This window comes from Parathalassolituus penaei, assembly GCF_026626885.1.
Lineage (GTDB): Bacteria > Pseudomonadota > Gammaproteobacteria > Pseudomonadales > Oceanobacteraceae > Oceanobacter > Oceanobacter penaei.
Map to the genome: position 1 here is coordinate 1 of NZ_JAPNOA010000029.1, position 23,038 is coordinate 23,038.

Genomic DNA, 23,038 nt, shown 5'->3' on the forward strand with positions numbered 1-23,038 from the left:
TCATCTCAACGGCTGATCGCTTGAATTCCAGTGAGTACTGCTTTGTCTTTTTCTGGTTCTTGTAGGCTGGCATTGGGCACCTTCTGTAACGTCAAAAGGTGTCCGTTAAAACGGGGCAAGATCAATGGCGGCGATGCGTTGTTGTTCGGCCAGTGGCGGGAGGGGGATTTCCAGATTTGCCAGATTTCCTCTTGATATTCGTTGCCTTGTTGTACCCGTTACATGCTGACTAATTTGGTTCTTGAAACCGTCCGAATTAATTAAATGCATCAGCCAGCGAGAGTCGACCTTATCTGACTCAGGGCGTACCACACAAACATCGACGACGGTTACGCAATCGCCCATATCTTCAGGAAATATGCATGCTCTGCCAATAGGATCAGGCATTCGAGCAATCAAAATATCTCCCCCCCGAAGAAAGGTACATCGCAACTCCTTCGCTTTCTCCTGAGTTAAGAATCGGCTTGATTTATCTATAAATTTGGCGACACCTATGTCAGCTAATTGGATCAACCGTACTCCGCCATCAGGGTCTTGATCCTTACTCTCGACCCAATCACCGTCAGAGAAAACGCCCCTCTCGCTGATCAGATCCTTAAACTTCACCATCGGCCACTTCACAGCATTTTCTCCAGTTCATCCAGATCCGTCAGAATGCTGTTCTCCAGCTCCTTCAACCGTTTAAGGATGACTTTCGGGGCTTCGTATTCTTCTTCGGCGTACACCACTTCCTTGTAGCGGTTGATGCTGAGGTCGTATTTGTTGGCGCGGATATCGTCGGCGTTGACCAGGAAGGCTTTTTTCGTTTTGTCGCCAAAGGCGTCAGACATCAGACGTCCGACGTCCGACGAGTCGCCAGACGCATTACGTATCTCCTGATACTGCTTCCACTGGGCAATGGCATCCGGCAGGTCGTTGCTGCCTTCGCCCTTTAATGGCGTGCGTTTGTCGTCCAGTGAGTAACCGTCGGCGAGCAGGTCGTAGAACCAGACCTGTTCGGTACGGCCGCCTTTGGTAAAGATCATCACGGCGGTGCTCACCCCGGCGTAGGGTTTGAAGACGCCGGATGGCAGGCTGATGATGCCTTCGAGCTGGTTGTTATCGAGTAATTCGGCGCGCAGTTGCTGGTGGGCATTGCTGGAGCCGAACAGTACGCCGTCGGGGACAATCACGGCGGCGCGGCCACCGAGTTTGAGCATGCGCAGGATCAGCGCCACGAACAAGAGTTCGGTCTTTTTGGTTTTGACCTTTTTAAGGATGTCTGGCGAGACGTCGTCTTCGTCGAGGCTGCCTTTAAACGGCGGGTTGGCCAGTACCAGATCAAACCCTTCCTGAGCTTCATTTGGGAAGCGTTCCCGAAACTTTTGACTCAGGGTGTCCTGATAGTGAATATCCGGTTCGCCAACGCCGTGCATCACCAGGTTCATGGCGGCAATACGCAGCATGGTGGCGTCGAAGTCGAAGCCGTGGAACATGTCGGTATCCACATGGTGGCGATGTTCGCCCAACAAATCGCCGGTGTATAACACCTGCTCACTCGCTTCGCCCTTGTCATCCAGCACCGTGGTTTTGATGGTGCCGTCTTCGGAGGAGTATTTCTCCAGCATAAATTCGTAGGTGGTGCTGAGGAATCCGGCGGTGCCACAGGCCGGGTCGCAAATGCGGTCGGTGGCTTTCGGGTCCATCATTTCGATCATGGCGCGGATGATATGGCGCGGGGTACGAAACTGGCCGTTGATACCAGCGGTGGTGAGTTTGCTGAGCAGGTATTCGTACAGGTCGCCCTTGATGTCGTTTTGCTCTAACGGCAGTTCGTTGACCATTTCGACGGCTTTTACCAACAGCGACGGTTTTTGCACCATCAGCTGGGCGTCTTTCATAAATTCGGCGAACAACGAGCCTTCGGTGCTGGCGGCGCTGGTTCGGAAATACGGGAACAGGCCATCCTTGATCACAATCATCAGGTTGTTGGCGCTTTCGATGTGTATCAGTTTGCTCCAGCGCAGGTGTTGCTGGTCGTCGGTAAAACGGCGGTTAAACGGTTTGCCGGTACGGGCGGAGCGTTTTTCGTCGCTGGTTTCGTTCATGTCGAGCAGACGCGCGTACATCAGGAAGGTGATCTGTTCGATCACGGTGAGCGGGTTGGCGATGCCACCAATCCAGAATTCTTCCCAGAGTTTGTCGATCTTGCTTTTCAGTTGGCCGGTAATCATGGCGTCGTTATGTGCTCGTTAATCAATCATTTCGGATACGTGGCTGTCGCCGGGTTTATGTGGTTGGCAGCCGGGTATCAGTTACAGGTTTCGGCGGTGGCTTTTCGCTGGCCGGATTTTACCGTAAAGCCTGCCACAAACCGCGCAATCAGGGTGGCTTGTTCGTCCTGGAACAGGCCGTCGATGCCGTCCTGGTGCAGCTGGCTGAAGGGCGCATCATACAGGCGTTCGACGGTCATGCTGCCACTGCGGCAAATTTCGCTTTTCAGCAGGCTGATAAAGCGCTGCTGCTGGCTGTTGAGGTGAATATGGTGTTGCTGCAAAAAGTCGTTGAAACGGGCTTCGATGGCGTCGCGGTCGAGGCCAATAATGGCGCGCAGCAGCTGGTCGACGCCGGCGGCAGAATCCGGGAAGAATTCTTTCAGCAGGTTCAAATCGACCTTGCTGTTACGGGTGTGCAGCAGCGAGTTGAGGTCGTTAAGCTCCTGTTCGGAGATGGTTTCACCGGCGCGGATTTTTTGCAGCGTCGGGTTGCTGTCGAACAGCGGCGTTAACGAGGCTTCGACTTCGCGGCGGTAAATCTCGTAATCGACAGTGCGAATCTGTGTTTTGACCTCTGCGGTTTCGAACTTCTCCCGATCCTCGGCAATATCGATGATGGGGGTGACGTCGGCTGGCAGCGGATTGACGGTTTTGTCGCGCAGGTGAATCACGCTGCGAATATCCTGGCGCGCCAGTTCCAGATCGCGAACGTTGTCCTGTTTCCAGAAGTCGTCACGCTGCAGTTTGGCCACGGTATCGGCTTTGTTGCGCACCTGGTTCATGTTCATCAGCAAGCTGCGGACTTTTTGCTGAATCGGCTGGCGGCTGTCGTTGATCAGCTTTGGCTGATTTTGGGTGCGGTTCAGCAGCTGGGCGTACTGGGCATTAACGATGTCGAGGTCGAAACGCAGGGCTTCGGTTTCGCCCTGAATATTGCGCCATTGCATCAGCGGTGCCATTTGCTCGCGCAGGGCGTTTTTGGTGGTCGGTGAAAATTGCAGCAGCAGCTCGCGGTTGGCCAGTTGTTCTTTCAAGCGCCAGTTATCCCGAATGGCAATGGTGTTGTCGTTAAGGCTGTCGATGTCTTGTTTGATGAGGTCGATCATGACGGTGAAATCGGCCAGCGCCGCTTGCTTGAGGGCTTCTTCGGCAAACATCAGGCGCGCTTCAAACAGCTGCTGAGCCAGAGACTTGGGCTGACGCGGTTCTTCTTCCTCGTGGTCGAGGTTGAAGTATTCAAAGTTGCCCCAGTGATCAAAGATCAGGAATTTTTCCTTGTCGCGACTGCTGCCATCTGGATTGAGGCCGAACAGTCCTTTGCACAAACGTGTGCCCCGCCCGACCATTTGCCAGAATTTGACCTTGGATTTCACCGGTTTGGCGAAAACGAGGTTAAGCACTTCCGGCACGTCGATACCGGTGTCGAGCATATCGACCGAGATGGCAATGGTGACCTGGCTGCTACTGCCGTCGGTGAGTTTGAAGTCGTCGATCAATTCTTCGGCACGGTCGTACTGGCTGTGGATCACGCGGCAGAAGTTGCCCGAAGTGGTCTGGGCGTAATCCGGGTACATCTCGTTAAACAGTTCGTACAGCAGTTCGGCGTGTTTGATGTTGCGGGCAAAAATCATCGACTTGCCGAGGGTTTGGCCGTCGGCGAGGCGCAGGCCGTTTTCCATCAGGTTACGCAGAATGGCGCGGTTGGTGTCTTTGTTGTAGATGGCCTTGTCGATCAGCTTGCTGTCGAAATCCAGCGTGTTGGGGTCGATGCCCTGGTCTTCCAGCTGGGCGATTTGTTCGTCGCTGAGGTTGTTGCCACGGATGCCTTCACGCAGAAACTGGGTGGTATGCGCCACTACTTTGAAGGGCACCAGATTGCGGTCTTCGATGGCTTTTTCCAGCGGGTAGTTGGCGGTTGGCTGTTTGTAGTCGCAGCCGAACAGCTGACTGGTGGAACGGCTGATCATCTCGACCGGGGTGGCGGTAAGACCCAGCTGCAGGGCGTCGAAGTATTTGAACAGGTCGCCGTAGACGTTGTAGATGGAACGATGGGATTCGTCGGCGATGATCAGATCAAAATAACCAACGTCGAAGTTCTCCATGATGTTCATCATGCCGGGATAGGTGGAGATATAAATCCGGGCGTTGGTCATGTCGGACTTTTTGCTTTTGCCAACGATGTAGACCGGCTCCGCCATAAATTCGGTGTAAGCCTTGCCTGCCTGTTTGCGCAGCTCTTTGCGGTCGCACAGGAACAGGATGCGTTTGCTCCAGCCCGCTTCAATCATGCGTTTACTGAGCGCGATGGACACACGGGTTTTACCGGTGCCGGTGGCTTGCACCACCAGCGCCTTGCGGTGGTTAGCGGCGTAGCGTTCACACACGCGGGTGATGGCTTCGATCTGGTAGTCACGCCCGGCGACGTCGGTGTCGATGCGGGTGCCCAGCAGATTACGCGGGCCGCTGCGTTGCTGGATCAGGTATTCCAGGCTGGCTTTGGCGTAGTAGCCATAGAGCTTGCGCGGCGCTTCGCCCTGGGCATCGTTCCAGATCGTGATGTCACGACCGTTGGTGTAAAAAATCACCGGGCGCTGGCCGTACTGTTTTTCCAGGGCGTCGGCATAAAGTTTGGCTTGCTGCTGGCCTTTCTGGCTGTTTTCACGGGCGCGTTTGGCTTCGATCACCGCCAGCGGCTTGCCGTCGTCGCCCCAGAGTACGTAATCACAGTAGCCAATGCCGGTGGCGGTTGGCTGACCATTGACCTGCACCTCGCGGTGTACCTGTTCGGTGTTGCCGGTTTTCGGGTCTGAGTCGGCCAGATTAATGTCCCAACCGGCGGAGTACAGATCCTTGTCGATCATACGACGGCGGGTTTCATCCTCGTTGTAATCGAGGACGCTGCCAGCGGCCTGGTTGCGCTGACGCAGTTGCTCAAGTGCTTCCACCAGCTGCAGATCGGCCAGCGCCTTGTCTTTGGCTTCCAGCTCTTGCTGCAAACGGGCATTTTCAGCCTGGGCCTGCAACTCGGCCTGTTTCACGGCTTCGAGTTCCGCCAGTGCCTTTTCCAGCTGCGCGGCGTGTTTTTCCAGCTCGGCTTTGGATGGCTGTCTGATTTGTTCGGGAGCTTTGAATTCACACAGGTCGGCACTGCTGCCTGCACCGGTGGAGATGAGTAACCAGCTGCCCAGAATATGGGCTTCTTTCAGCAACCAGAGCGGATCGGTTTTGTTGAACTTGCCTTCGTGGGCGGCACGGTTGCCGACTTTGCGAATGGCGTGCAGCTTATCAACAATGCCCTGATCCACCAGGCTGGTGAAGTTGTGGTTATTGAGGCGATCGATAAAGTTTTCGTTCGGGTAAGACGGAATTTTATAGCGGTCGAACACCACACCCACCAGCTTCTCGGCGAAGCAACGCAACTTCACCAGCGCACTTTGCGGGTCGCTATGGGCGTAGGCTTCGGCATGGGCGGCGAGATTGGCGAGGTCTTCCCAATGCGGGCGAAGGTTTTCGAAGTTGATCGACTGCATATATAAAATTCTTTCCATAGTTCCCCTCGTGAACCGGTATCCGAACCGGTTATAGCGAAGGGGATGCCAGTTTTTCAGGAGTCCTTGTGGATTCCGAATTTTTCCATTCGTTTGCTGAGTGTCTGGTGGTTATTGTACCCCAACAACTCGGCGGCTTTGGTCTTTTGGCCAGCGGTTTGAGCCAGTGCTTTTTTAACGTAGTGGCTTTCGACTTCATCCAGAAGTACTTGAATATCAAAGCCTTGTGACAAATCACGTTCCATGATCGGGTTCTGTTTGCTGACCGTTTTGAACAGGGCTTGCAGTAAGTCTTCACCAGTGATGTCAGAACCAGTGGCCCACAGTGCAGCACGCAATATGGTGGATTTTAATTCGCGAATATTGCCCGGCCAGCGATGCTGCTGGATGACATTCTTACCCGACGCGGAAATTTTTTTACCTTCGAGTAATGGATATTCCTTCACCATCACATGCAGCAGGCTATCCGCCAAAAACAACAAGTCGCCATTACGCTCGCGCAGCGGCGGCAGGTGCAACACACCCACCGCTACGCGATAAAACAGGTCTTCACGAAAACGTCCTTCGGCTGCCGCTTCGATCAGATTTTTGTTAGTAGCAGCAATCAGGCGAAAGTCACTGGTTTGCTCTTTGGTATCGCCAACCCGGGTAAAGGTTTTGTCTTGCAGCACCCGCAGCAAGCGCACCTGAACGGCAGGTTCCAGCTCTCCGAATTCATCCAGAAACAGGGTGCCACCATGGGCTTGTTCGAAATAACCGGGCTTGTCGGCAATGGCACCGGTAAAGGCGCCTTTCTTATGACCGAACAGCATGGAGTCGATCAGCTCTGGCGGGAAGGCACCACAATTCACAGCAATAAAGGGTTTGTCTTTGCGAGGGCTGGCGTTGTGAATGGCGCGGGCAAACAACTCTTTGCCGGTTCCGGATTCACCATCAATCAACACCGGCACCTCGTGCTCAGCCAGTATCCGGGCACGCTGAATCAGCGTCTGCATTGACTCGCTGCGCGTAACGATGTCTTTAAATGCTGCGTTATCTGGCGGATTGGTATTGCTGAGGGTTTGCAGCTGACCGGCACTGAGCGATTTGGCTGGCGGGATGTACTCAGCAGCGATATCGAATGGAATGTCCGCAACCTGAACACCTTGCTGAATTGAAGATTGGTAAAAAGTTGCCGGAAAGCGGGTTTTCCCTAACAGAATCCACACCGCCTGCATGGCCGGTGTACCAGGGCTCAGAAGAATGCTGAGATTGTGCAGCTCCCGCTCCGACAGCGATTCCAGCAATTGAGTAGCGCTTTCGTAGATATCGCCAAAGTGTACGGGAGATTGCAGTTCTGCACGGGTAATGGAAACCGGAGTATTAACCTGCCCTTTCAACCAGGTGATGTACTCGTTCACCTGCTCATCAGGGTAGTTATAAAGAAAGCTGGCCGACTTGAACGGAAAGGCTTTCAGGGTGGCCAGAATAGGGCCATCCGTTTCGTTGGCACGAGCATCCAAGTCGTGCTGACCAATCCAGCTGATCAATGTATTAGAAAACACCTGCGACTCCATTTGCATTCCGCCTGCCAAGTGGATCACATATGAATATTAATCGCCAGAGTGCTCAGAAAATCGAACATTAACGAGGCGCCAATTTCAACGCCAAAACGTTGAAATCCCAAACGCAAAAAACCCGGTTACTTGCGTAACCGGGTTTCTTTAATTCTGGTAGGACTACCCAGATTCGAACTGGGGACCTCTACCATGTCAAGGTAGCGCTCTAACCAACTGAGCTATAGTCCTGAATTGCGACGCATATTACGGTACTTACGGATGACTGACAAGCAATTTTTTCGAGCTTGCTGTCATTCCTGCAATGCGGGTTGTTCTTCCGGGTCGCGGTAGTGGCTGATGATGTCGGCAACCACTTCCTGATTGTCCAGCAAAGCCTGTACGCAGCGGCTGTCGATCTGGCCGATAGCGGCCAGATGGCGCAGTTCGTCGAAGGCGTCGGCAAGTGGCCAGGCTTCTTTATAGGGGCGTTTGCTGGTGAGGGCGTCGAACATGTCGGCGACGGCGACGATGCGGGCTTCCAGTGGAATCTCATCGCCGCTCAGTCCTTTGGGGTATCCGCTGCCATCCAGACGCTCATGGTGTCCGGCGACGATGTTGATCATCAAGCGGGAATCCACCATATGGCTGAGCTGGTAGTCTTTTAACACCCGACGGATGATATCAACGCCTTTGACGACATGGCTTTTCATAACAACCCACTCGGTGTCATTGAGTTTGCCGGGTTTCAGAAGAATCTGGTCGGGCACGCCGATTTTGCCAATGTCATGCAGAGGAGCAAACAGGTACAGATGTTCCACAAACTCGTCGTCGAGGTTGTATTCCTGGGCCATGTCTCTGACAATCAGGCGCGCCAGCAAGGCCATTCGTGTGAGGTGGGCGCCGGTTTCAAAATCGCGCAGGGTGACAAATTCACGGGCAACCTGAGCCGTGGTCATCAGGCAGCTGACGGCTGTCAGTTCCGATACGATGGCCATCAGGATCAGGTTGCAGAACAGTACAAGATCTCGCTGGACGATGTCGGTAAACGCGGCTTCGGTAAGGCTGTCGAAAAAAACAAAGCCAACCAGATGATCACCGCTGAACAGCGGAACGGTAAATGACGACTGATAGCCCTGCTCCAGCAGCCATACGGAATGCGGATTATCCGGGGAGACGCTGCCGGGTATGAAATCGATTACGCGGCATTCGCCGCTTGCTGCCAGACGACTTAACGATACGCTGGCTTCCAGTGGATATTGATAGCGGTTGAGCGCGTTGCCGTTACGGGTGCTATTGATGAAGGTTTTGAGCAGATCCGTGGCGGGGTCATAAATAGCACAGGAAACCCGGTCAACGAGGCTGACACGTTGCAGGATATTGTCATGGATTAACGCCAGACGTTCCGATAACGATTCAACCCGGTTCATCAGCATGGAATGGGCATTACTCGACATCCTGCGACTCCTTTGCTCCACACAACCCGCCGGTGCTGTGACTTCGGGGCTGATCTGCCCCGGCGAACAGACGAGTTATACATCACACCTGTTGCCGGGTTACTGACACATGTTAGCTATTGCTGATCATTTTAGCTTTCATGGCATGTAACAAATCGCGCAAACGGGCAGCCTCTTCAAAGTTGAGGTCGCGAGCGGCCTTGAACATCTCGTCCTCGACCTTGGCGATCCGCCCCACCAGCTCGGTCGCAGGCAGTTGTTGCCAATGATCAGCCTGATAATCGGCAGCGGTTTCGGCAACCTTGCGTCCACGGGTTTTGCCTTTGCCTTTTTTGCCCGGTGGTGGTGCCGCCTCCAGAATATCCTCAACGGAGCGATGCACGCCTTGCGGCACAATGCCGTTCTCTTCGTTAAAGCGGACCTGTTTCTCACGTCGGCGGTCAGTCTCGTCGATGGCGCGCTGCATGGAGTCGGTTATGCGGTCAGCATACAGGATGGCCTTGCCGTTGAGGTTACGGGCGGCGCGGCCAATGGTCTGGATCAGTGAGCGTTCGGAGCGCAGAAAACCTTCCTTGTCGGCATCAAAAATCGCCACCAGTGACACTTCCGGTATGTCGAGGCCCTCACGCAGCAGGTTGATACCGACCAGCACATCAAATTCGCCGAGGCGCAGGTCGCGGATAATCTCAACCCGTTCGACGGTGTCGATGTCAGAGTGCAGATACCGCACGCGAACATTCTGCTCCATCAGGAAGCTGGTGAGGTCTTCCGCCATACGCTTGGTAAGTACGGTGATCAGCACCCGCTCTCCAACCTGAACCCGCAGCTGCAGTTCGTGGAGTACGTCGTCAACCTGTCCAGTAGCCGGGCGGATTTCAATTTGCGGGTCCACCAATCCTGTCGGCCGCACCACCTGCTCAACCACCGCATCCTGATGATCACGTTCGTAGTTGCCCGGCGTGGCCGAGACAAAAATGCACTGGGGAACAATTGACTCCCACTCTTCAAAGCGCATCGGACGGTTATCCAGCGCCGACGGCAATCGGAAACCGAACTGCACCAGGGTTTCCTTCCGGGAACGGTCACCGCGATACATGCCGCCAATTTGCGGAATAGTCACGTGGGACTCGTCAACAAACACCAGTGCATCCTTGGGGATGTAATCGAACAGGGTTGGCGGCGCATCACCTTCGGCCCGGCCCGACAGATAACGCGAGTAGTTTTCGATACCGGAGCAATAACCCAGCTCCTGCATCATCTCGATGTCATAACGGGTGCGCTGTTCCAGTCGTTGGGCTTCGACCAGCAGGTTGTTGTCACGGTAATACTGCAGGCGCTGATCAAGTTCGACCTTGATGCCTTCAATGGCGTCGAGAATACGCTGCCGCGGGGTTACGTAGTGGGTCTTCGGATAAATCGTCACACGCGCCAGACGGTTGTAGATGTGGCCAGTGAGCGGGTCGAAGCTGCACAGCTGTTCAACCTCGTCGTCAAACAGTTCGATACGAATGGCTTCGTCGTCACTTTCTGCCGGGAATACGTCGATGATCTCGCCGCGTACGCGGTAGGTGCCACGGTGGAAATCGGCATCGTTGCGGGTGTATTGCAGCTCGGCCAGACGACGCAAAATGGTGCGCTGATCAATGCGATCACCGCGCACCAGATGCAGCATCATCTTCAGATAGGACTCAGGATCCCCCAGACCGTAGATGGCTGATACGGTGGCAACAATAATCGCATCCCGTCGTTCCATCAGCGCCTTGGTTGCCGACAGTCGCATCTGTTCAATATGTTCGTTAACCGAGGCATCCTTGTCGATGAAGGTATCGGATGACGGAACATAGGCTTCCGGCTGGTAGTAGTCGTAGTAGGACACGAAGTATTCCACGGCATTGTCCGGGAAAAACTCCTTGAACTCCCCATACAGCTGGGCTGCAAGGGTTTTGTTGTGTGCCATGACGATAGCTGGCCGCTGACACTGGGCAATCACGTTGGCCATGGTGAAGGTTTTACCAGAGCCGGTTACCCCCAGCAGGGTCTGTTTCAGCAAACCGGCATTCACGCCACGCACCAGTTGGCGGATTGCCTCAGGCTGATCTCCGGCTGGCGGATATTTGCTCGTCAGTTGAAAGGATTTGCTCATCAGGATTCCAGTATCGACATGAATCTAGTAACATTCGCCGGTTTGCCGGAAATCCGGCAATTGTCAGAGCCGGCCAGCTCTTTTTTTATTTCCACCGCCGTTTTCGAGGATACACATTTTGGATCTGCAACTGTCTGATCGCGTACAACAGATCAAGCCCTCTCCTACTCTGGCAGTTACCAACCGTGCTGCTGTGCTGCGCGCAGAAGGCAAAGACATTATTGGCCTGGGCGCTGGTGAACCGGACTTCGATACTCCGGAACACATCAAGAAAGCCGCCATTGACGCCATTAACAACGGCTTCACCAAGTACACCGCGGTGGACGGTACGCCAGGACTGAAGCAGGCCATTATCGGCAAGTTCAAGAACGACAACAACCTGACCTACGCTCCGAACCAGATTCTGGTTTCTTGCGGTGGCAAGCAGAGCTTCTTCAACCTGAGCCTGGCTTACCTGAATCCGGGTGATGAAGTGGTTATTCCAGCTCCATACTGGGTTTCCTACCCGGACATGGTGATTGTGGCTGGTGCGGTTCCGGTGTTTATCGATACCGACATGAGCACCCGCTTCAAGATCACTCCAGAGCAACTGGAAGCCGTTATCACTGACAAGACCCGTCTGGTGGTTCTGAACAGCCCATCCAACCCATCCGGCGTTGCTTACAACCTGGAAGAACTGGCGGCACTGGGTGAAGTTCTGCGTAAGTACCCGAACGTTCTGATCGCGTCTGACGACATGTACGAACACATCATCTGGTCTGAAGGTGGCTTCTGCAACATTCTGAACGCCTGCCCGGACCTCTACGACCGTACTATCGTTCTGAACGGTGTTTCCAAGGCTTACAGCATGACTGGCTGGCGTATCGGTTACGCCGCAGGTCCGGTGAAGCTGATCAACGCCATGAAGAACATCCAGTCCCAGAGCACCTCCAACCCGACTTCCGTATCTCAGGTAGCTGCTGAAGCGGCTCTGAAAGGCGGCAAGGAATGTATGGTGCCAATGCTGGCGGCGTTCAAGGAACGTCACGACTGGCTGACTGCCGCTCTGAACGAACTGCCAGGTGTTGAGTGTGTGTCCGGCGACGGCGCGTTCTACGCTTACCCTTGCTTCAAGGGCGCCATGGCTGCCATGGGTATCGAAGACGACGTAGTCTTCGCTGAGAAGATGCTGCTGGAAGCTGGCGTTGCCATGGTTCCAGGTTCTGCATTCGGCACCCCTGGTTACATGCGTCTGTCTTACGCCACCAGCCTCGACGTACTGAAGGCTGCGGTTGAACGTCTGAAAGCCGCTCTGGCCTGATTGACGTTTGTATGACCCATAAAAAAACCGGGCAATGCCCGGTTTTTTTATGTTTCAAATCTGGTTTCTACCACCTGCTTGTTACTACCACCTGCTTGTTACTACCACCTGCTCAATACCACTTACCAACCCAGAACTTCCTTAACAAACGGAATGGTCAGCTTGCGCTGCTGTGACAGGGATTCCTGATCCAGCTGATCGAGAATATCGGCCAGCCCGGACATACACTCAGGGCCTCGCCCCACCAGAAAACGCGCAACATCTTCACCCAGCAGAATACCGCGACGACGGGCACGCAACACCAGCGCCAGCGCTCGCTCCTCTGGCTGCAGGCTGTGCAACTGATACATCACCCCGCCGCTCAGACGGGATGCCAGATCAGGCAACGCCACCGCCAATCCGCGCGGAGTCACATTGGCAGCCATCAACAGATGGCCTTCGGCGTCACGAATGCGGTTAAACAGGTGGAACAGCGCGATCTCCCAGTCTTCGTTACCGGCAATCACATCAAGATCATCGAGCACCACCAACGGCAGCTTTTCCAGACCTTCAAGAACGGAAGGCTCATACGAAACCAGTTCGCGCAGTGGCAGATACACACTGTGATGACCAAGCCCATCAGCATAGTGACAAGCCGCCTGCAAAAGATGACTACGACCACTGCCAGGATGCCCCCATATATACAGGAACGGATCACCTGCCAGCGTCCATTGCTTCTGGACCGCCTGAATCAGCTCTTCATTGGCACCGGCATAAAAATTGGCAAAACGGGCATCATCCCTGACCAGAACCGACAGGGTTAATTGAGGATGATGACCAGCAGACTTGTTCAGAACCAATGACAGAACCCCGATTCAGGCCACGGAGAGCACGGATTATCAGCCGAAAGCGCCGAAAATGGCAGCCCCGGACTTTTACCGACCTCGGGTCGGACAACGAGGCGCTATTGTGCCACGTACTTTTGCGCTGTCACCTACCCGAAAAAACAGTATCCACACCTTCATTGATCGAAATTTCCGGTCAGAAACGCCCCTTCCGCGAGAATATTGCATCGTTGACGTGCAGGATGGATGACAAATCGCTAGAATACCCCGCTTCTTTGCAGCCACCCTGTGAATCACAGCATGACCGAACCAACATCCCTCAGCTATAAAGACGCTGGCGTCGACATCGACGCAGGCAACGCCCTGGTCGAACGCATCAAACACGTAGCCAAACGTACCCGTCGCCCTGAAGTAATGGCCGGCCTGGGTGGCTTTGGCGCCCTGTTTGAACTGCCACAAGGCTACAAACAGCCAGTACTGGTATCCGGTACCGACGGCGTGGGCACCAAACTGCGCCTGGCAATGGATCTGGCCAAACACGACACCATCGGTATCGACCTGGTGGCCATGTGTGCCAACGACCTGGTGGTTGCCGGTGCTGAACCTCTGTTCTTTCTCGACTACTACGCTACTGGTCATCTGAACGTAGACGTTGCTGCTTCCGTGATCAACGGTATTGGTATCGGCTGTGAACAGGCTGGTGCTGCTCTGGTGGGTGGTGAAACCGCCGAGATGCCAGGCATGTACGAAGGCGAAGACTACGACCTGGCTGGTTTCTGCGTTGGTATCGTTGAAAAAGACGAAATCATCGACGGTTCCAAGGTACAGGCTGGTGACGCTCTGGTTGCCATCGCTTCCAGCGGCCCACACTCCAACGGTTACTCTCTGGTTCGCAAGATCATCGAGTTCTCCAATGCCGACCTGACTGCTGATCTGGATGGTGTCCCTCTGGCTGACGCTCTGATGGCGCCAACCAAGATTTACGTCAAGCCAGTTCTGAAGCTGATCAACGCTCTGGACGTACACGCCATGTGTCACGTAACTGGCGGCGGCTTCCAGGAAAACATTCCTCGCGTTCTGCCAGATAGCTGCAAAGCCCTGATCGACACCAACAGCTGGCGCTGGCCAGCCGTGTTCGAATGGCTGCAACAGGCAGGCAACGTCAAGACGGCTGAAATGTTCCGCACCTTCAACTGTGGTGTTGGCATGATCGTAGCGCTGCCAGCCGCTCAGGCTCAGCAAGCGGTTGCCCTGCTGAACGCTGAAGGCGAACAATCCTGGATCATCGGTGAAATCGCTGCCAAACAAGGCGACGAAGCATCCGTCGAATTCCTGGGTAACCGCACCGTATGATGGTCACTGACAGCATCCCGGAAACCCCACGTCTGGTTATTCTGATTTCCGGCACCGGCAGTAATATGCTGGCGCTGGTTGAAGCTTGCCGTCGTGGCGATCTGGATGCCACCGTTGCCGGGGTGATTTCCAATCGCCCCGACGCCGCCGGTGTCCAGCACGCTCGCGACCGCGATATTCCGGCACTGGTAGTTGATCACAAGGAATTCAGTGACCGTCTGGCTTTCGACAAGGCCATGATGGACGCTATTGATGAATTCGACCCGGACCTGGTGGTTCTGGCCGGATTTATGCGCATTCTTACTCCAGAGTTTGTCCGCCACTATCAGGGACGCCTGCTGAATATCCATCCATCATTGCTGCCGCTGTACCCAGGGCTTAATACCCATCAGCGCGCCATTGATGCGGGTGACAGCACTCACGGTGTTTCAGTGCATTTTGTGACTGAAGAGCTGGATGGTGGCCCTGTGGTTGCACAGGCCGTGGTCAGCGTCACCGCTGACGACAGCGCCAACAGCCTGAAGGACAAGGTTCACGCTCAGGAACACGTGCTGTATCCAATTGTGGTGAAGTGGTTCGTCGAAGGTCGTCTGCGTCTCACCAGTAAAAGCGTTACCCTTGATGGCAAGGAGCTGCCTGCCAGTGGCTTGCGTCTCGACGCACTCTGAGCCATTGTAGGCACTCTGTCCTGCTGGAGTAGCCCCTTTGCGTTTCTTGCATCTGAGCCTGCTGCTATCGCTGCTGGTATCAGGCAGTCCAGCCGGAGCGGTCACCACCGCCCCGGCGGCGACGCCACCTCAAACCCTGTCCAGTACCAGCCTGTCCCCTTTCAAGGCCCGTTACTCCAGCCGTTACAAGCTTGGCTTCCTGTCATTTGATATCGACGCCGACCGTACCCTGCAGCAACTGACAGACAACAGCTGGCAATTGCAATTCAGCGCATCAGCATCAGCCGCCAGCCTGGATGAAACCACACACTTCCAGCTGAACCATGGCAAGATCCAGCCACTGGAATACAGCCTGAAAGGATCAGGAATGATTCAGGAGGATGATCGAGCCTTCCGCTTCGATCACAAGGCCAAAACCGTTCTGAACAGCCTCTCCGGTGATATTTTCAAAAACCAGTGGCACGACCAGATTCAGGACCGCCTGACCTACATGCTGCAAATCAGCCTGGATGTTGCCGCCGGCAAGCGTCAGCTCGAATATCCGGTGTTCGAAAAGAACAAGATCAAGATGCACCACTACGAAGTAGTTGGTGAAGAAACCCTGAGTACCCGTATTGGCCCCCTGCGCACCATCAAGGTTCGTCAGATTCGCCAGGACAAACGCAGTATTACCGCCTGGCTGGCAATCGATCATCAGTACGTACTGGTGAAGCTGGCCGACAAACAGAACAACAGCACCCGTTACGCCATAGATCTGGTCAGTCTTGAGGACTGACCCCAGGGAGAGCCCCCATGCGCCTCAGCGACGCCGATATCGAACAACATCTGGCTGATGGTTCCATCAGTATCGAACCAGCCCCATCCGAAGACGCCATCGCCGGCATCAGCGTTGACCTGCGCCTCGATCACCGCTTCCGGGTGTTCAGCAATAACTCCGTAACCCACCTGGATCTGTCTGGCGACCGTCACCAGCTCGAACGCGATATCGACCGCATCATGAGCAAGGAAATCGAAATCGCTGCCGATCAGGCGCTGTTTATCCACCCTGGCGAGCTGGTACTAGGCGCAACCCTCGAACAGGTGCGAATCCCGGATAATCTGGTGGGCTGGCTGGATGGCCGTAGCTCCCTCGCCCGCCTGGGACTGGTTGTTCACCTGACCGCCGGACGCATTGATCCGGGCTGGGATGGACAAATCGTGCTGGAGTTCTACAACAACGGCAAACTGCCACTGGCATTGCGCCCTGGCATGGTCATTTGCGCCATGTCGTTTGAAACCCTGAGCAGCCCAGCCAAACGTCCGTACAACAAGCGCACCAACGCCAAGTACAAAGGCCAGAAAGGTGCGATGTTCAGCCGTATTTCTCACGACCAGGATACTCCGGACGGAAAGAACTGATTTTTCAGAATTTTTTACTTCTGATAGCTTGACGTTATCTTCGTCTACCGTATAATGCGCACCACTTGCTTATGACGTTCCCCGATAGCTCAGTCGGTAGAGCAGCGGACTGTTAATCCGTTGGTCGCTGGTTCAAGTCCAGCTCGGGGAGCCAACTTCAAAGCAGGTAAAATCCTGAAAAGCGACCGATAGTCGCTTTTTTGTTGTTCAGGATACAGCAATACTTTTGCTGATTATGTTCCCCGATAGCTCAGTCGGTAGAGCAGCGGACTGTTAATCCGTTGGTCGCTGGTTCAAGTCCAGCTCGGGGAGCCAATTTTCCAGCAAAGAATTCGAAAAAGGCGACTTTATGTCGCCTTTTTTATTGCCTGCAATTTCTCCCAGACATAAAAAACGCCAGCACAATGGCTTAATGCCGATCAGTTAGGGACTTTTAAACAGCCTGATCATTGATTTCCGAATGTACCCAGCGCAGCTGGCTGCCCAATGCCCATCTGGGCGAGCCGGGATTCACCGCAACGGCCGACCCAGCCGGGGCATGGATGCCCCGCAAAGCCCTTCTTCACCAATAGACAGGGCACAGGGATGTGCCATCTGGCCGGGGTCGAAAAGCCGTTGTCGGTGAAAACCGGAAGCACGAGCCCAATCGGGCTAAGCAGGGGGAGGCCCGCCCGGCCGGGGGACAAGGTCCCCCATGAGGGCATACGGTAGAGCCAATTAACAAGCCAAGCAGATCGTGACCAACCGATGCGGTAACGACATTTAAGAATGCCGACGGGGGCTTAACTGATCGGCATTAAGCACAATGACTGGCGTTTTATCGCTTCATGATGGAGACGATCAATCACTACCAAACAGATCACGTGTGAAGATCTTGTCTTCCACCCCGGCGAGATCCGGATGCATACGGTTGGCAATAATCACATCCGACAATTCACGGAATTCGTTAAGATCGCGAATGACCCGTGAATTAAAGAAGTTTTCCTCTTTCATTACCGGCTCATAAATCACAACTTCAATCCCCTTGGCCTTGATGCGTTTCATGATGCCCTGAATCGCTGAAGCACGGAAATTGTCCGAACCTGCCTTCATGATCAATCGGTATACACCCACCACCTTCGGTCTGCGGCGAATAATGGAGTCAGCAATAAAATCCTTACGGGTACTGTTGGCATCCACAATGGCACGAATCAGGTTATTCGGTACATCGTTGAAGTTGGCCAGCAGCTGCTTGGTATCTTTTGGCAGACAGTAACCGCCATAACCAAACGACGGGTTGTTGTAGTGTTTACCGATACGCGGATCAAGACCTACGCCATCAATAATCTGACGAGTGTCCAGACCATGAGTCTGGGCATAGGTATCCAGCTCGTTGAAGTACGCCACCCGCATCGCCAGGTAAGTATTGGAGAACAGCTTTACCGCTTCCGCTTCGGTAGAGTCGATAAACAGCACCGGCACATCCTTGCGAATCGCCCCCTGACGCAGCAGATCAGCAAAACGTTCGGCGCGCTCGGATTGTTCACCAATAATAATCCGGGACGGATACAGGTTGTCGTACAGCGCCTTGCCTTCACGCAGAAACTCTGGCGAGAAGATGATGTTTTCAGTACCAAATTCTTCGCGAATGCGATGCGTATACCCCACCGGAATGGTGGACTTGATAATCATCACGGCGGAAGGATTGATAGCCAATACATCCTTGATCACAGCTTCAACCGAACGGGTATTGAAGTAGTTAGTCTCGGTATCATAATCAGTAGGGGTAGCAATAATGACGTAATCAGCCCCTTCGTAGGCCTGATGCTTATCAAGAGTTGCAGTGAAATTCAGCTTCCGGTTAGCCAGAAAGTCTTCAATTTCATTATCGACTATTGGTGCCATTTTACTGTTCAGCATACGAACCTTGTCCTCAACAATATCGAGAGCAACTACTTCGTTATGCTGTGCCAGTAACAGCGCATTAGACAACCCTACATAGCCGGTACCGGCAACCGCAATTTTCACAGATCTACCTCTTGGGACCAGTCTGGGGATGATTGTGCGACCTAAAAACGCTGCACAAACTAACAGAAAGGAATGACATCAAAATGAAAAGACAGACCGCCGGTTAAATCAAAAATTCCCTTAACCTGCTTCCTTTCTGACGCAAGCCGCCTCAAGCGAGGCTGGCAAGGATTCGGGCGCACGCCTCAGCAGGATTGGCAGCCTGAGTGATTGGACGGCCAATCACCATATAACTTACACCCGCTGCAACCGCTTCTTCCGGGGTCATAACGCGCTTCTGATCCTGGTTATCACTCCAGGATGGGCGAATACCTGGGGTTACGGTCAGGAAATCCGAACCGCAGTTTTCGCGAATGATGCCAACTTCATTAGCAGAACACACAACACCATCCAGACCGGAGGTTTTGGCCAGACGCGCCAGACGGGCAACCTGCTGCTCAGGAGTAACATCCAGACCCAGATCAGCGAGATCAGACGCATCCATGGAGGTCAGCACGGTGACACCAATCAGCAGAGGCTGATATGACTGCTTGTCCAGCTCATTACGCGCGGCCTCCATCATACGACGACCACCACTGGCATGTACGTTGACCATCCAGACTCCCAGACGAGCGGCAGCACCAACCGCCTTGGCACAGGTATTGGGAATATCGTGGAATTTCAGATCCAGAAAGACTTCAAACCCTTTTTTCATCAGGTTTTCAACGATCGCAGGACCTTCAGCGGTATAGAGTTCTTTTCCAACCTTCACACGACAGGCAGACGGATCCAGCAGATCAGCCATCGCCAAAGCAGGAGCCGCTTGCGGGTAATCCAGAGCAACAACAATAGGGGATGAAATAGTCATAAGTCTTCCAGCGCAGCAGGCTGGTACTTCAGCGGCGCGGCAGCCTTGAGGCTGGCCCAGTCCTTACAACTCGGGCAGCGCCAGTGAAATTCCCGAGCCTTGAATCCACAGTGATCACAAACGAACCGGGGTTCGTTCTCAGTAATACGCAGGAGAATATCATAGGCCTGTTGTGACTGCGACTGCCCCATCAGGCGGCCCTGACGTAGCAATAGTCCCAGATAGGTCACAAATCCTGTATAAGACGGATGCGCTTCCAGCTCTTTCAAAAAATGCTCAAAAGCCTTGTCCTGTCCTTCGGTATACGCCAACGCCTCAACCCGTGCCTCAAGCGCAGGAACATATCCCAGATCAGCGGTATGCTGTCGTAAATGCACCAGCAGGCCTGAGAGGTCATGCAGCGCCCGAAACGACTCAACCAGAGGCTCCAGCACGGCAACCACAACATGAGAATCCAGATCCATGGCTTTCAGATAACAGCGTACCGCCTCGTTGTGCTCTCGTTGGCGATAGGCCATATCACCAAGAACCACAAATGCACGGGCACACCCCGAATCCATCTTGAGAGCAACACGCGTCAGACGGCGGGTTTCCAGATACTCCCCGACCCGCGCAGCACGCTCAGCCAACTCACAACACGCATGCGCAAGACGCACACACAAACGGGTACTGGCCGGCTTACGATCCTTGTATAGATCAACAACACGCTGCCAGTCACCTTCTTCTTCATACAGCTCTACCAGCTCCAGCTCGGCCTTTTCCTGAACCACACTGCGATTATTCACCAACTCCTGCAATAGACGTTCAGCACGATCAAACAACCCCGCCACCAGATAATCACGGGCGAGTTCCAGCTCAAGCTCCTGAGCGTGAGTGCGACTGAGATCGGTACGGCCAAACAGCCCCTGATGCAAATGAATAGCACGCTCAACCTCACCCTTGTCACGCAAGGTGCGGCCAAGCTTGAGCAGTAGCTCGAGAGTGTCGTCATCCATGCTCTGGGCATTAATGAGACGCTTGAGGGAGGCATCCGAATGTTGTGACAACAGGGTATCAACACTCGGAATCCAGTCAGGAACAGCCGAAGCCGGCTTTTGTTTGCCAGCGCGATATCCAAGAAACCAGCCACTGGCTGTTGCAACCAGCAGTAGCAGGAATACCGCCAAAAGATCCATTACTGGCTCTTGGCCACAGCGGCAACAGGTTTGCTAACCGGCGCAGTGGCAGCAGCCAGCTGTTTCTGCAGGCGACGAATTTCCCGATTCTTGCGAAAACCGGATGCCACACCAGCAATCACTCCCAGCAAACAGCCAAGCATTACCGCAACACCCAACCACATCGCCAACGGCAACTCAGAGGGCTGACCGACCAGGAAATCGACAGGCACAACCGTGCTGTTACGGGCCGCAAAGGCCAGGCAATACACCAGCAGGAGTACAAAGGACACCAGGCTGACAAAAATCCGGATTTTTCTGAGCATGAGCGATCAAACCACAAACACAGGGTTATTCTTCTTCACCCGAATCATTGACCTGATCCCGAAGTTCCTTGCCAGGTTTGAAATGGGGAACGTATTTGCCTTTTAACTCGACAGTTTCACCCGTTTTTGGGTTACGTCCAGTACGCGGCGCACGATAGTGTAATGAAAAACTGCCGAAACCACGTATCTCAATACGCTCTCCGGATGACAGCGATTGCGACATGTAATCCAGCATGGTTTTAACGGCCAGCTCAACGTCTTTTGGTGATAACTGTGGTTGACGCGCCACTATATTCTCAATCAGCTCGGACTTGGTCACAGCAAATTCCTCCGTGAGGGCCAGCCAGACAATTATTCTTGTGAAATCATGCAGTTAGCATCGGGCATTTGCAAGCACAAGAGTAGGCCAGAGACAGCGTCAAAACAACCACACAGCGGGAAAAAGCACCACTCTTATTCCGTAAAGTGAGCATATGGCTGACAAAGGGCAAAAAAAAACCCGCCGAAGCGGGTTTTTTTACACTGGATCAGTCTTTCTGATTCAGTTGTTCCTTGATCAGGTCACCGATAGTGGTAGGACCAGAGATCTCGGATTCAGCTTTTGCACGCTGCTCTTTCAGAGCTTGACGGTCATCAGCGTTGTCTTTGGCCTTAACAGACAGACCAATAGAACGGTTCTTGCGATCAACAACAGTGATCAGAGCTTCAACTTCGTCGCCTTCTTTCAGGACGTTACGAGCGTCTTCTACTTTGTCACGGCTGATTTCAGAAGCTTTCAGAACAGCTTCTACGCCTGGAGCTACTTCAATAACAGCAGCCTTGGCATCAACAGAGATCACTTTACCAGTTACGATCGCGCCTTTGTCGTTGGTAGCAACGAAGTCAGAGAACGGATCGTTTTCCAGTTGTTTCACGCCCAGGGAGATGCGCTCACGCTCTGGATCGATAGACAGGATAACAGTTTCCAGTTCGTCGCCTTTCTTGTAGTTACGAACAGCTTCTTCGCCGTTGTCGTTCCAGGAAATGTCAGACAGGTGAACCAGACCGTCGATGCCGCCGTCCAGACCGATGAAGATACCGAAGTCAGTGATAGACTTGATCTTACCGGAGATCTTGTCGCCCTTGTTGAACTTGGTACCGAACTCTTCCCATGGGTTCATGGTGCACTGCTTGATGCCCAGGGAGATACGACGACGTTCTTCGTCGATATCCAGAACCATTACATCAATCTCGTCACCAACCTGAACCACTTTGGATGGGTGGATGTTCTTGTTGGTCCAATCCATTTCGGATACGTGAACCAGACCTTCAACGCCTTCTTCCAGCTCAGCGAAGCAGCCGTAGTCAGTCAGGTTGGTTACGCGAGCTTTAACGCGAGCGTTTTCTGGGTAACGTTCGTTGATGTTCACCCATGGATCATCGCCCAGCTGCTTCAGACCCAGAGAAACGCGGTTGCGCTCACGGTCGAACTTCAGCACTTTAACGTCGATTTCGTCACCAACAGCAACGATTTCGCTTGGGTGCTTGATACGCTTCCAGGCCATGTCAGTGATGTGCAGCAGGCCGTCTACGCCGCCCAGATCAACGAAGGCACCGTAGTCGGTCAGGTTCTTCACGATACCCTTGACAGACTGACCTTCTTGCAGGTTAGCCAGCAGCTCTTCGCGCTCTTGAGAGTTAGCAGCTTCCAGAACGGCACGACGGGATACAACCACGTTGTTACGCTTGGCATCCAGCTTGATAACCTTGAATTCCAGCTCTTTGCCTTCCAGATGAGCAGTGTCACGTACTGGACGCACGTCAACCAGAGAACCTGGCAGGAATGCACGGATGTTCTTCAGATCAACAGTGAAGCCACCTTTGACTTTACCGTTGATAACACCCATAACCATTTCTTCAGCTTCGAAGGCTTTTTCCAGCTCTTTCCAGCTTTCAGCGCGCTTGGCTTTTTCACGAGACAGGCGGGTCTCACCGAAACCATCTTCCAGAGCTTCCAGAGAAACCTGGGTTTCGTCGCCGATTTTAACTTCCAGCTCGCCTTTTTCGTTCAGGAACTGGCTGCGTGGGATAACGGCTTCGGACTTCAGACCTGAATATACAGTTACCCAGTCGCTGTCGATATCAACAACGGTACCGGTAACGATAGAACCGGGCTGCATGTCCAGTTCTTTCAAGGATTCTTCAAATAATTCAGCAAAACTTTCGGTCATGAATAACACCTGT

General features: G+C 53.7%; 18 protein-coding genes and 3 tRNA genes. 7 read left to right on the forward strand and 14 right to left on the reverse strand.

Going from position 1 to position 23,038, the window contains the following annotated elements; translation table 11 throughout:
* Positions 1 to 105: 105 nt before the first annotated feature.
* From OUO13_RS11385 to uvrB, 7 genes are all read right to left on the reverse strand, one after another.
* The gene (locus OUO13_RS11385) at positions 106 to 609 is read right to left on the reverse strand and encodes a restriction endonuclease subunit S (RefSeq protein WP_283174015.1); all 504 of its coding nucleotides are present in this window, start codon (positions 607 to 609) and stop codon (positions 106 to 108) included.
* 8 nt (positions 610 to 617) lie between these two features.
* The gene (locus OUO13_RS11390) at positions 618 to 2,213 is read right to left on the reverse strand and encodes a type I restriction-modification system subunit M (protein WP_283174016.1); all 1,596 of its coding nucleotides are present in this window, start codon (positions 2,211 to 2,213) and stop codon (positions 618 to 620) included.
* 77 nt (positions 2,214 to 2,290) lie between these two features.
* Positions 2,291 to 5,803: a DEAD/DEAH box helicase family protein gene (locus OUO13_RS11395; protein ID WP_283174017.1), complete on the reverse strand. Its 3,513-nt coding sequence runs from the start codon at positions 5,801 to 5,803 to the stop codon at positions 2,291 to 2,293.
* 56 nt (positions 5,804 to 5,859) lie between these two features.
* Positions 5,860 to 7,347, reverse strand: a complete 1,488-nt coding sequence (locus OUO13_RS11400) for a sigma-54 interaction domain-containing protein (RefSeq protein ID WP_283174018.1) — start codon at positions 7,345 to 7,347, stop codon at positions 5,860 to 5,862.
* A 166-nt stretch (positions 7,348 to 7,513) separates the two neighbouring features.
* Positions 7,514 to 7,590, reverse strand: a tRNA-Val gene (locus OUO13_RS11405).
* Between the two features lie 62 nt (positions 7,591 to 7,652).
* Positions 7,653 to 8,795, reverse strand: a complete 1,143-nt coding sequence (locus OUO13_RS11410) for an HD-GYP domain-containing protein (RefSeq protein ID WP_283174019.1) — start codon at positions 8,793 to 8,795, stop codon at positions 7,653 to 7,655.
* A gap of 112 nt (positions 8,796 to 8,907) precedes the next feature.
* Entirely contained in the window at positions 8,908 to 10,938 is a 2,031-nt protein-coding gene (uvrB, locus tag OUO13_RS11415; protein ID WP_283174020.1) for an excinuclease ABC subunit UvrB, read from the reverse strand.
* 115 nt (positions 10,939 to 11,053) lie between these two features.
* Between uvrB and OUO13_RS11420 the strand changes: the two genes are divergently transcribed.
* Positions 11,054 to 12,238, forward strand: coding sequence for a pyridoxal phosphate-dependent aminotransferase (locus tag OUO13_RS11420; RefSeq protein ID WP_283174292.1), 1,185 nt, complete (start codon positions 11,054 to 11,056; stop codon positions 12,236 to 12,238).
* 122 nt (positions 12,239 to 12,360) lie between these two features.
* On the opposite strand, the gene hda is transcribed toward OUO13_RS11420, so the two are convergent.
* Positions 12,361 to 13,077: a DnaA regulatory inactivator Hda gene (gene hda / locus OUO13_RS11425; RefSeq protein ID WP_283174021.1), complete on the reverse strand. Its 717-nt coding sequence runs from the start codon at positions 13,075 to 13,077 to the stop codon at positions 12,361 to 12,363.
* Between the two features lie 285 nt (positions 13,078 to 13,362).
* Here hda and purM point away from each other — a divergent pair, with 285 nt between their 5' ends.
* From purM to OUO13_RS11455, 6 genes are all read left to right on the forward strand, one after another.
* Positions 13,363 to 14,415: a phosphoribosylformylglycinamidine cyclo-ligase gene (gene purM, locus OUO13_RS11430; RefSeq protein WP_283174022.1), complete on the forward strand. Its 1,053-nt coding sequence runs from the start codon at positions 13,363 to 13,365 to the stop codon at positions 14,413 to 14,415.
* Positions 14,412 to 15,083, forward strand: a complete 672-nt coding sequence (purN, locus tag OUO13_RS11435; protein WP_283174023.1) for a phosphoribosylglycinamide formyltransferase — start codon at positions 14,412 to 14,414, stop codon at positions 15,081 to 15,083. Before purM ends, purN begins: the two co-directional genes overlap by 4 nt.
* A 37-nt stretch (positions 15,084 to 15,120) precedes the next feature.
* Positions 15,121 to 15,858: a DUF3108 domain-containing protein gene (locus tag OUO13_RS11440; protein WP_283174024.1), complete on the forward strand. Its 738-nt coding sequence runs from the start codon at positions 15,121 to 15,123 to the stop codon at positions 15,856 to 15,858.
* Positions 15,859 to 15,875: 17 nt separating this feature from the next.
* Positions 15,876 to 16,481: a dCTP deaminase gene (gene dcd / locus OUO13_RS11445; RefSeq protein ID WP_283174025.1), complete on the forward strand. Its 606-nt coding sequence runs from the start codon at positions 15,876 to 15,878 to the stop codon at positions 16,479 to 16,481.
* A gap of 78 nt (positions 16,482 to 16,559) precedes the next feature.
* Positions 16,560 to 16,635: transfer RNA gene (locus OUO13_RS11450), tRNA-Asn, on the forward strand.
* Positions 16,636 to 16,720: 85 nt separating this feature from the next.
* Positions 16,721 to 16,796: transfer RNA gene (locus OUO13_RS11455), tRNA-Asn, on the forward strand.
* Positions 16,797 to 17,321: 525 nt separating this feature from the next.
* Here OUO13_RS11455 and OUO13_RS11460 read toward each other — a convergent pair.
* The 6 genes from OUO13_RS11460 to rpsA form a co-directional block, all read right to left on the reverse strand.
* Positions 17,322 to 18,488 carry a nucleotide sugar dehydrogenase gene (locus tag OUO13_RS11460; protein ID WP_283174026.1) on the reverse strand — a complete coding sequence of 389 codons (1,167 nt, stop codon included), beginning with the start codon at positions 18,486 to 18,488 and terminating at the stop codon, positions 17,322 to 17,324.
* Positions 18,489 to 18,639: 151 nt separating this feature from the next.
* Entirely contained in the window at positions 18,640 to 19,335 is a 696-nt protein-coding gene (gene pyrF / locus OUO13_RS11465; RefSeq protein WP_283174027.1) for an orotidine-5'-phosphate decarboxylase, read from the reverse strand.
* Positions 19,332 to 20,510 carry a hypothetical protein gene (locus OUO13_RS11470; RefSeq protein ID WP_283174028.1) on the reverse strand — a complete coding sequence of 393 codons (1,179 nt, stop codon included), beginning with the start codon at positions 20,508 to 20,510 and terminating at the stop codon, positions 19,332 to 19,334. Before OUO13_RS11470 ends, pyrF begins: the two co-directional genes overlap by 4 nt.
* The gene (locus tag OUO13_RS11475; RefSeq protein ID WP_283174029.1) at positions 20,510 to 20,815 is read right to left on the reverse strand and encodes a LapA family protein; all 306 of its coding nucleotides are present in this window, start codon (positions 20,813 to 20,815) and stop codon (positions 20,510 to 20,512) included. The genes OUO13_RS11470 and OUO13_RS11475 overlap by 1 nt, the downstream gene beginning before the upstream one ends.
* Positions 20,816 to 20,840: 25 nt before the next feature.
* Positions 20,841 to 21,134, reverse strand: a complete 294-nt coding sequence (ihfB, locus tag OUO13_RS11480) for an integration host factor subunit beta (protein ID WP_283174030.1) — start codon at positions 21,132 to 21,134, stop codon at positions 20,841 to 20,843.
* A 208-nt stretch (positions 21,135 to 21,342) separates the two neighbouring features.
* Positions 21,343 to 23,025, reverse strand: coding sequence for a 30S ribosomal protein S1 (gene rpsA, locus OUO13_RS11485; RefSeq protein ID WP_283174031.1), 1,683 nt, complete (start codon positions 23,023 to 23,025; stop codon positions 21,343 to 21,345).
* Positions 23,026 to 23,038 lie beyond the last annotated feature (13 nt).